Genomic DNA, 9,692 nt, shown 5'->3' with positions numbered 1-9,692 from the left:
CGGCCGCCGCCGGTCGGGGGGCACCGCTTCGGGCGCCCGACACCCGGTGCAGTGTGCCGTCCGTGACGACCACCGCACCTTGACGTACTCCCCTTCCGCCACGGCCCGGCGCGGCGCCTCCGCCGGTTCCGCCACGGCCACGGCGGCCGCCGCGGCCCTCGGCCCTCGGCCGTCGGCCGGGCGGCGATCGGACTGCCCAGCCCCCCCCGGGCCGGGACCCTCCCAGCGCGCATCACCAGCGAGGCGGGCCCGGCCGTGGTGCTCGGCGCCCGGCGCCGAGCCCGGCAGCACGATGCCGGGCGGGCCGACGGTCCAGCCCGCCGGCGTCCTCGGGAACGACCAGGGCGTGAACACTCGGCCCGACCGCCTCACGGTGGCGGACCGCGGCCGCACCGGTGGCCAGCGCGTGACGCAGGGCCCGCTCCGCCTGGACGTCGGCGATCCCCAGCCCCGCCGTGGGAGCGGGCGCGCTGACCCCCAGCGTCCAACCGAGCCGGACAGCGGACTCGCTGTCCACGACCCGCTCCACAGCCGCCGAACCGGCGTGGAATGATCGGACAATGTTGGGGACCAGCGGTGACGACGAGCGAGCCATTCGACGTGAAGCCGGGAGGGTGGTCAACGAAGTCGCACAAGGCCTCCGCACATTGGACGACGGGACAACTTGGTTCTCAGCCCTTTCCCCGGAAGGGCGGCAGGCTGTGCTGCAAGAGGTCGCCGGCTACGCGATGCAGGCGCACATCACGGCCGCAGACGGGCACGCAGGAGTTGCCCAGTCCGGTGTGAAGCCCACGGCTAACCCTGCGGTGATGATCTGCATGGACCCGCCTCGCTATGGGTTCGCAGCACTGCCCTCCGACGAACACATCAAAGCGTTCCGCGTCCTCGTCTCGGTGTTCTCCGTCGCCGACACCCGGCGCAGGCAGACGTACTACAAAGGCGCCTGCGGACACGCGTGGCACAACCTGCCTCCCGCAGCCGAGAGGCCGTAGATGCGGCATGATGATCCAAATGAAGTCCTAGCCACCCATGTTGCGGCCAGGACACGATCCCTGTCACACAGGCGCTGCGGATCGTCTCGCACATCCACACGATCGGCGCCCCGCCCACAACTCACCCCGGGCGGTTGGCCGCTGAGCCGGGGCCCGAAGGGTGGGCAATTACGGCGAGACGACCCCTGGGGAATATCGCCGCCGTTCACACCGCCTGATCGTCACGCCCGCAGGGAAGTTGGAGGACAGGATGTACTTGGCTCGCTCCGGGAGATGAAGCGGTGTTCGGTTGGAGACGCTTGGTAGCAACCAGACGGGCCGGCATCTGACGGCACCGGCCCACACGCACACACCACCGGCACACCACGCGAACAAAACCTGATCGACCAGCATCAGTCACCCGGGCCTGAACGGGCTCGCATCCTGGTCAGGGCGTGTCCACCGCCGCCCTGGCGGCCCGTTCGACCTCGGCGAACCGGGACTGCCGCAACGCGGCGTCGGGCTGCGAGTTCGCGTGGCCCGACGCGGTCCCGGTGGCGCCGTCGAGGTGCTCGCGCAGGATGTCGGCGTGCCCGGCGTGCCGGTTGGTCTCGGTGAGCACGTGCACCAGGACGTTGAACAATGTGACGTCGGGACGGGGCCACCAGGGCACGTAGCCCGGTGCCTCGACGGTGAGGGCGTCGATCGTCGCGTCGGAGTGCTCCGCGACCCGGCGGTACCGGCCGATGATCTCCTCGCGGGTCTCGTGCTCGGTCACCCACATCGCCTCGGCCCAGAGCCGCTCGTCGTCCCATCGGCCCAGCGGCTCCGGGCACGGGCGGTCGAAGACGTTGCCGAAGTACCGGTACTCGATGTTCGTGAGGTGCTTGACCAGTCCGAGGAGGCTCGTGCCCGAGCCGGTCAGAGGTCGGCGGACGTCGTATTCGGACAGCCCGTCGAGCTTCCAGACGAGCGCCTCCCGGACATCGCGCAGATCGCTGTGCAAGTACTCCTTGGCGAATTCATCGATCACGGGGACGCAGTCTGCCATGCACGGTCCGTGAGACCGGCCCGGGCCCGACAGACAGCCGACGAGGAACCGGCACTACGGGAAGCCGGGACCGATCGCTCCGCATCCGTTGGTCCGGGCCCTTGCCCTGATGAATGAACAGAAGAACTCGGCAGGGAAGCACACGGCATCGCCGGCCCCCTCGCCCTGCTTTCCCTGGCCTTGCGCCGCGGTGTGGAGGTGGACGGCCAGCGGTCGACGGCCATCCGAACGGGTGAATCCGGCGACGGCTACGCGCTGCGCGACCTCCTCGGCTGCCCGGGCGTCCGTGACCGCCTCGAAGCCGGTCTGACGGCCGGGCTCGAACAGGCTCTCGCCGCCTGCGCGCTGGGCTCCGCCCCCTGTCCGAGCCCGTCCGCGGCCAGTTGGAGGACGCCCTCGGCCGCGCCCGGAGGTGCTCGAAACCTCCCCGTTCGACCCGGGCTCGCCCGGAGGTAATCCGCTTGAACGCCGCGCTCGAACAGCACCATCATCGGAGACCGCCAACCTCTGGGAGGTTCCTTAACTCAGGTCCGCAGAAAGAAACTTGGACGTCGGATCGCCTTCTTCCAGCACACTTGCGCGCCCGCGCGCCGACGGTGTTCGGAGGAGCTGTGGCGAAGACCGGCACCGACCGGCGGAACGCACCCGCCCGAGAGACCGAGGAGTCCACCCGGTGATCGACTTCGACATGCTGACCGGCCTCGCCTTCCGCGAGGGCGCCGAACAGATCGGCGTCGGCGTGGTGGTCCGCGACACCTGCGGCCGGATCCTGATGATCCGCCGGGCCGCGCACGACGTCCTGCCCGGCCTGTGGGAGTACCCGGGCGGCGGCCACGAGGACGGCGAGCCCGTGGCGGCGGGCGCGGCGCGGGAGTTGGCCGAGCAGACCGGGCTCGCCGGGCTGCCGCTGGAGTACGCGCGGAGCCTGGACCTCACCGACCCGAACGGCCGGCGCGTACGGCAGTTCGTCTTCGCCACCGTCGTTCCGGAGGGCACCCCGGTCGTCCTCTCCGGCGACCACGACGATCACCAGTGGGCTCCAGCGGACCGGCTGCCCACGACCAGCCACGGTCAGCGCGCGGTGATCGAGTGGCTGACCGGCCGTCTGGCGATCCCGGGCTGGCGGCCGGTCGGCGGCTACCTGACCACCATCGCCCGGCCCAGCGCCTACGGCTCCTTCCTGGTCACCGACCCCGCCGGCCGCGTCCTCGGGATGCGCTCGACCATCGACCCGAGCGTGTGGAACATGCCCGGCGGCAACGTCGAGCACGGCGAGAGCCCCTTCGACGCCGCGCTGCGCGAAGCCCGGGAGGAGCTGGGCCTGGACCTGGCCGCGGAGAACCCGCAGGTGCTCCGGCGGCGCCTGGTCGCCGTGATCCACACGCAGGCCGACGCCGACTACCCGGTCCCGGTCGCCGGCTACGTGTTCGACGGCGGCACGCTGACCGTGGAGCAGCAGGCCCGGATCCGGCTCGATCCGGCCGAGCACACCGAGTTCCGGTTCGAGACGGCCCACGACTGGCGCTCCCGGATGACCCCCGCCCACTACCAGCGGCTCCGGCAGGTGCTGCGCGCCCACCGCTGTGGCATCCCGCTCTACCTGGAGCGCCCCGCCCCGGACGGCGACGACTTCGAGGGAGTCCTGGTCTTCGTCACCGACCGCGCGGGCCGGCTGCTGATGCACCTGCGCGAAGACAGGCCGGGCATGGCCTGGCCCGGCTACTGGACTCCGATCGGCGGCTGGCGCGAGGGGGACGAGAGCGCCGAGGAGAGCGCGGTGCGCGAAGTCCGCGAGGAGGCCGGCGTCGAGATCACCGGGCTGCGGACCCTCCCCGACCCGCACCACGACCTCGGCCTCCCCCTCACCCGCGTCCTGCACGCCGTCCGGGACGGCCCCGAGAACGACCTGCGGCTCGGTGACGAGGGCCTGGCCGTACGCATGGTGCCCTTCGACGAGGTGCTCGATCTGAAGGTCCCGCCCTACCTGCACCACTACCTGCCGCTGCTCGCCGCAGCGGCCGACCAGCCAACCGGGGAGGCCTCGTGACCCGGCCCGGCCCCGCCGGCCCCGCCGGCCGCCCAGCCGACCCGTGCGCGTGATGCTCCAGCTCACCCCGCACCGCCCTGGAGCTGCTGCGCGGACCGGAGTCGGCCCCGTGAAGTCCCCAAGTCCCCTTTGATCAAGCGTCCTTGGAGGTAGTGCTGTGGAGAGCCTGCGACAGGCGGTGGCCGTCATCGTCCACGACCGGAGTGGCGGCCGGGTCGCGACGATCAACTACGCGACGAACAGTTGGAGCACGACGCCGGTGTGGACGATCCCCGGCGGCAAGGTCGAGGTCGGCGAGCGCCTGGACGAGGCCGCCGCCCGTGAACTGGCGGAGGAGACGGGGCTGGAAGTCGACCCGCACGACCTACGGCTGGTCCACACGATCCAGGTCCGCCAGGGCTGGGACGGCAAGGGCCCGTTCCTGCTGTCGGTGTTCCTCGCCACCGCCTGGCAGGGCGAGTTGACGAACACCGAGCCCGGCAAGCACCTCGCCGTGGTGTGGTCGCCCGAGAACGGGCTTCCGCTGCCGATGTTCCCGTCCTCCCACGCCGCCCTGTCCGCGTACCTGTCCGGTGGCCGCGGGTTCTCCACCCACGGCTGGGCCGAGGGGTCCGACCCCCGCGACCTGGTCCAGGGCTGAGGAAGGCACCGTCACCTTCCCCACCCCAGCCGGATCCCGTACGCCTACCACGCCGTGCAGAGGCCCGACGGCGGCACCGACCGACACACCGCGTCCGCCTCGTCCGCCTCGGCCTCCCCCGACAACCACCCGAGTGACCCACCGAACCCCGGAGGCAGTCCCGCATGACCGGATCCCCCGTACGCCCCGCCGGCCCCGAGGACGCCGACGAACTGCTGCGCCTGCGCGTCGCGGTGCTCGACGGCGCCCGGCTCACCGACGACTGGCGCACCACCTTCCGCGACGACATGCGCGAGCGGCTCGGCACCGACCCGAACCTGCTCGCCTACGTCGCCTCCGCCGACGACGGCACGCTGGCCTCCTGCGCCATCGGCATCGTCTACCGCGGCTACCGCGGCCCCACCCACCCCACCGGCCGGTGGGCCCGGATCCACACCGTGGCCACCGACCCGGCCCACCGACGGCGCGGGCACGCCCGCGCCGTCACCACCGCCCTGGTCCAGGCACTGCGGCACAGCGGCTGCGGATCGATCGAGCTGCGCGCCACCGAAACCGGAGCCCCGCTCTACCGCACCCTCGGATTCGACCCCGTCGACGGCTACATGGCGCTGCGCCCCGGTGCAGAAGGCTGGACGCGGTGACCGCCTTCGACCTCGACGCCTACAACGAGCGGGCCCGCAACGGACCCTGCTTCATCTGCTCGATGCTCGCCGGTGAGCCCGGGTACGAACACCGCATCGTCCTGGACGACGGCGTGCACGTCGCCTTCCTCGACCGCTACCCCACCCTGCCCGGCAAGCTCCTGGTCGCCCCGCGCACCCACGTCGAGGACACCATCAGCGGCTTCACCGAGGACCAGTACCTCGCCCTGCAGTTGGTCGTGCACCGGGTGGCGACCGCGCTCGCCGCGACCGTCCCCACCGAGCGCCTCTACGTGCTGAGCCTGGGCAGCATGCAGGGCAACGCCCACGTCCACTGGCACATCGCCGCCCTACCGCCCGGCATCCCGTACGAGCAGCAGCAGTTCCACGCGCTGATGGCCGAGGGCTCGGGCGTCCTGCCCGACGACCCCGGCCGGGCCGAACGCCTCGCCGCCGACCTGCGCACCCGGCTCGGCCACCCCTGCCGTCACGACCAGCGAGGAGCCTGACCGTGGTCTTCGTCCCGCCCGAGCGGTTCGTCCCCACCCTGCCGCACGGCATCTCCTATGCCGGGGTCTTCCTGACCGACCGCCACGACCGGCCGCTGCTGCTCACCTCCGTCCACCACCCGGGCGAATACCAGTACCCCGGCGGCCTCCTCGACGACGGCGAGGACCCGTGGACGTGCGCGCTGCGCGAGACCGCCGAGGAGATCGGCTTCGTCCCCGCCGCCCTCGACGACGCCCCCCGCCTCCTGATGCTCTCCTTCACCCCGCCGGAGCCGCCGTGGCCCTGGAAGATCGGCGTGACCTTCGACGGCGGCCGGCTCACCGACAAGGAGCTCGAACGCATCACCCCCGACCCCGCCGAGCACAGCGGTCACGCCGTCCGCACCGTCGGGGAGTGGGGGCGCATCGTCACCCCGCGCCGACTGCGCACGCTCCGCGCCTCACTCACCGCCCGCCGCACCGGCGTCGCCGAGTACCTCGTCTCAGAACCCCGCCGGCCGGGCGAACCCGGATGACGCCCCCGCCCCGCCTCAACCGCACCGTGGAGGAGAGCGCTTGAAGTCCCGTCCGTCCGAACCCGCGCCGTCCGAACCCCCGTCGGCCGAACCCGCGCCGTTCGAACCGCCGCCGTCCGAACCCCCGCCGACCGACCACGTCTCCGACAGTGAGCAGTTCCTGTTCGGCGGACGGCTGCTCCCCGACTGGGGGTTCACCTCCCATGAGCAGACCATGCTCAGGATCAGCTTCCTCACGGTCGCCCGCCAGATCCCCGGCATGCTCCGCACCGCCCTGCGCCTGGCCTGGCAGGCCGACCGGGTGGCCCTGGTGGCCATCGCCGTCGCCGAAACCGGACGGGCGCTGGCCGCCGCCTTCGGCCTGCTCGCCACCAACCGCGCCCTCGCCTCCCTGTTCGCCTCCGGCAGCACCGACCAACTGCTGCGCGCGGCCCTGCCGGCCGCCCTCGCCATCGGCGGCGCCTCCGCGCTGTCCGCGATCCTGGGCGTGGTCTCCTCCTGGGCGGGAGGCCGGCTGGAGCCCAAGACTGAGCGGGCCGCGACCGTCGCCTACCTGCGCCGCGCGGCCCGTGTGGAGCTGGCCGCGGTGGAGGACCCCGAGTTCAGCAGACTGCTGGAGTCCGCCAGGTACGGCACGGCGGCCGTGCGGCGCCTGATCGGCCAGAGCATCGCCGTCCTCACCGCCCTGCTCGGCATGGTGGCCGCCGGCGGTGTCCTGCTCACCCTCGACCCGGTGCTGCTGCCCATGCTGGTGCTCATCGCCGCGCCGAAGGGGTGGGGCGCGGTCCGCTCCGCCCGGCGCCGCTACGGCTCCGTGATGGCCTGGCTCCAGCACCACCGGGCCGCCAGTCTGCTCGCCCAGCTGCTCACCCAGCCGCACGCCGCGCCCGAGGTCCGCGTCCACGCCATCGGCCCGTTCATCCTGGGCCACTACATCGCGATGGCCGAGGCGTCCGAGCAGGAGCAGAACCGCCTCGCCCGCGCCACCGCGACCACCTCCCTGCTCGCCTCCGTCCTCTCCGAGCTGGCCGCCGCCGCGACCTTCGCCGTCCTGGGCTGGCTCGTCCACGACGGGCAGATGGCGCTCGCCGTCGCGGGCACCGCCGTCGTCGGCATCCGCACCGGCGCCGCCGACATCACCTCCCTCGTCGGCACCGTCAACAACCTGTACGAGGAGGCCCTGTTCGTCACCGACCTCGACCGCCTCCAGCGCGAGGCCGACCGGCGCGCCATCCCCGCCGGCGGCACCGACCTCCCGCACCGCCCTGCGGCCATCACCCTGGAGGGGGTGACCTTCACCTACCCCGGCCGCACGAGCCCGGCCCTGTCCGACATCACGCTGCGGATCCCGCGCGGGCAGGTCGTCGCCCTGGTCGGCGACAACGGCTCCGGCAAGTCGACGCTCGTCAAGATCCTCACCGGCCTCTACCTGCCCGATGCCGGCCGGATGCTGTGGGACGGCGTCGATGCCGCGACCGCCGACCGGGACCAGCTGTTCGCCTCCTCCGCCGTCCTCGAACAGGGCTTCCAGCAGTGGCCGCTCACCCTGCGGGCCAACGTCCTGATCGGCCGACCCGAACACGGCGACGACCCGGCCCTGCTCAAGCGCGCGGCCGACTACGCCGACCTGCACCCGATCATCGACGCCCAGGACAACGGCTGGGACACCCTCGCCGCCCGCGGCTTCAAGGGCGGCGTCCAGCTGTCCGGCGGCCAGTGGCAGCGCGTCGGCATGGCCCGCACCCACCACCGGGCCACCACCACCGGGCCCGGCGGACGCCCCACCCACCTCGTGATCGCCGACGAGCCCACCTCCGCCCTCGACGCGAAGTCCGAGATCGCCGCGTTCACCCGCATCCGCGAACTCGCCGACCAGGGCCTGACCGTCATCCTGATCACCCACCGCCTCGCCGCCACCGCGGGCGCCGATCTCATCTACGTCCTGCGCGAGGGCCGGCTCACCGAACAGGGCACCCACGCGCAGCTGATGGCCGACCCGAACAGCGGCTACCGCTCCTCCTACCTCCTCCAGGCCCGCCAGTACGCCACCGAGATCCCTGACCAGCGGGACACGACCGCACCCGCCGCCGATCCCGCCTGACCACGCACCCGAAACGGAGCAGCCGATGCCCACCTGGGACGAGATGTGCGCCGCCGCAGGCGAAGTCCGCGACCTCTACGACGAGATCAACCGGCGCAAGCTGGGCCGCACCTGGGGCCTGTCGGACTTCGTCCTCGGTTTCACCGGCGACGTCGGCGACCTCGCGAAGCTGGTCATGGCCCACCAGGGCCACCGCGCCGACGTGGCCGCGAGTGCCGGGGCGATCGGCCACGAGCTGTCCGACTGCCTGTTCTCGCTCATGGTCATCGCCCAGGAGACCGGTGTCGACCTCGCGGACCGGTTCACCACCGACATGGCCGCCCTCGCCGCCCGCCTCCGCCCCGGGCAGCCGTCACCAGCCGCTCGCCCGGCGCCGGCCGAACAGGGAGGGCCTGCCGTGCCACCCCTGCCGTCCCTGCTCGCCGTGCTCGCGCACCCGGACGACGAATCGCTGCTCGTCGGCGGCGCCCTCGCCCAGCACGCCGCGTCCGGGGCCCGGACGGCCGTCGTCACCGTCACTTGGGCCGAGGACAGCCACCGCGCCGCCGAACTCGCCGAGGCCCTGGACATCCTGGGCGCCGGCGGACCGAGGATGCTCGGCTACGCCGACGCCCGCGTCCCGCAATCCGCCCCCGGCCGGCCGCGGCTGTGCGACGCTCCCGTCGACCGCGTGGTCGAGGACATCGTGCGGCACATCCGAGCGGTTCGGCCCGACATCGTGCTGACCCACGACGCCTACGGGCAACTGACCGGCCACCCGGACCACCGGCAGACCCACCGGGCGACCCTGCTGGCCATCGCCGCCTCCGGACTCGAACACCTCTACCCGGACGCCGGGGAACCCTGGCAGCCCGCCGCCGTCCACCTGGCCACCCACCCCCACTCGGCGATCGCCGACCTCGGGCCCCTCCTGAACCGGGTCGGCAAATCCGTGCTGAGCGTCCCGGACACCCGGGCCGACATGACATGCGACGTACGCCAGTGGCTGGACCATAAATGGGCCGCGATCACAGCCCACCGCAGCCAAGTCGAGGCAGAGCGCCCGCTCCCCGGAATCCTGGCCCGCCTGCCCGAGGACGTCAGGTACCGGATCCTCGGAACCGAGCACTACACGTCGCTCACCGCGCCGTCCCGGCACTCCCCGACTCCGGGCGGGATCGGCCCGACGAACCGACAGACACCATCACTCAACCCCTGATGCCGGTAACCGCCCTCCC

At 72.6% G+C, this 9,692-nt stretch carries 9 protein-coding genes; 8 read left to right on the top strand and 1 reads right to left on the bottom strand.

All coding sequences use genetic code 11. The annotated features are described in order from the left end of the window. Positions 1-560: 560 nt before the first annotated feature. Positions 561-992 carry a DUF5958 family protein gene (locus ACFWPT_RS40125; RefSeq protein WP_380487921.1) on the top strand — a complete coding sequence of 144 codons (432 nt, stop codon included), beginning with the start codon at positions 561-563 and terminating at the stop codon, positions 990-992. A 427-nt stretch (positions 993-1,419) separates the two neighbouring features. Here ACFWPT_RS40125 and ACFWPT_RS40120 read toward each other — a convergent pair whose 3' ends face one another. Beyond that, positions 1,420-2,004 carry a DinB family protein gene (locus ACFWPT_RS40120; protein ID WP_380487919.1) on the bottom strand — a complete coding sequence of 195 codons (585 nt, stop codon included), beginning with the start codon at positions 2,002-2,004 and terminating at the stop codon, positions 1,420-1,422. 691 nt (positions 2,005-2,695) lie between these two features. Between ACFWPT_RS40120 and ACFWPT_RS40115 the strand changes: the two genes are divergently transcribed. From ACFWPT_RS40115 to ACFWPT_RS40085, 7 genes are all read left to right on the top strand, one after another. Further along, complete coding sequence (locus ACFWPT_RS40115) at positions 2,696-4,069, top strand: NUDIX domain-containing protein (protein ID WP_380487917.1); 1,374 nt, start codon at positions 2,696-2,698, stop codon at positions 4,067-4,069. 157 nt (positions 4,070-4,226) lie between these two features. Next, complete coding sequence (locus ACFWPT_RS40110) at positions 4,227-4,709, top strand: NUDIX domain-containing protein (RefSeq protein ID WP_380487915.1); 483 nt, start codon at positions 4,227-4,229, stop codon at positions 4,707-4,709. Positions 4,710-4,873: 164 nt separating this feature from the next. Next, positions 4,874-5,350 carry a GNAT family N-acetyltransferase gene (locus ACFWPT_RS40105; RefSeq protein ID WP_380375003.1) on the top strand — a complete coding sequence of 159 codons (477 nt, stop codon included), beginning with the start codon at positions 4,874-4,876 and terminating at the stop codon, positions 5,348-5,350. Next, positions 5,347-5,859, top strand: coding sequence for an HIT family protein (locus ACFWPT_RS40100; protein ID WP_363377527.1), 513 nt, complete (start codon positions 5,347-5,349; stop codon positions 5,857-5,859). The genes ACFWPT_RS40105 and ACFWPT_RS40100 overlap by 4 nt, the downstream gene beginning before the upstream one ends. 2 nt (positions 5,860-5,861) lie before the next feature. After that, entirely contained in the window at positions 5,862-6,374 is a 513-nt protein-coding gene (locus ACFWPT_RS40095) for an NUDIX domain-containing protein (protein WP_159398604.1), read from the top strand. A 40-nt stretch (positions 6,375-6,414) separates the two neighbouring features. Continuing rightward, a complete protein-coding gene (locus ACFWPT_RS40090; RefSeq protein ID WP_380487913.1) occupies positions 6,415-8,475 on the top strand; it encodes an ABC transporter ATP-binding protein in 2,061 nt (686 codons plus the stop codon). Between the two features lie 406 nt (positions 8,476-8,881). Then, the gene (locus tag ACFWPT_RS40085) at positions 8,882-9,673 is read left to right on the top strand and encodes a PIG-L deacetylase family protein (RefSeq protein WP_380487928.1); all 792 of its coding nucleotides are present in this window, start codon (positions 8,882-8,884) and stop codon (positions 9,671-9,673) included. Positions 9,674-9,692 lie beyond the last annotated feature (19 nt).

It is taken from the genome of Kitasatospora sp. NPDC058478, assembly GCF_042720345.1.
Lineage (GTDB): Bacteria > Actinomycetota > Actinomycetes > Streptomycetales > Streptomycetaceae > Kitasatospora.
This window is presented reverse-complemented; position numbering and strand designations above follow the sequence as displayed.

Bases quoted from the DNA above. Each gene is read 5' to 3' on its own strand.
- ACFWPT_RS40125 (WP_380487921.1), top strand. From the start codon at position 561: ATGTTGGGGACCAGCGGTGACGACGAGCGAGCCATTCGACGTGAAGCC.
- ACFWPT_RS40105 (WP_380375003.1), top strand. From the start codon at position 4,874: ATGACCGGATCCCCCGTACGCCCCGCCGGCCCCGAGGACGCCGACGAA.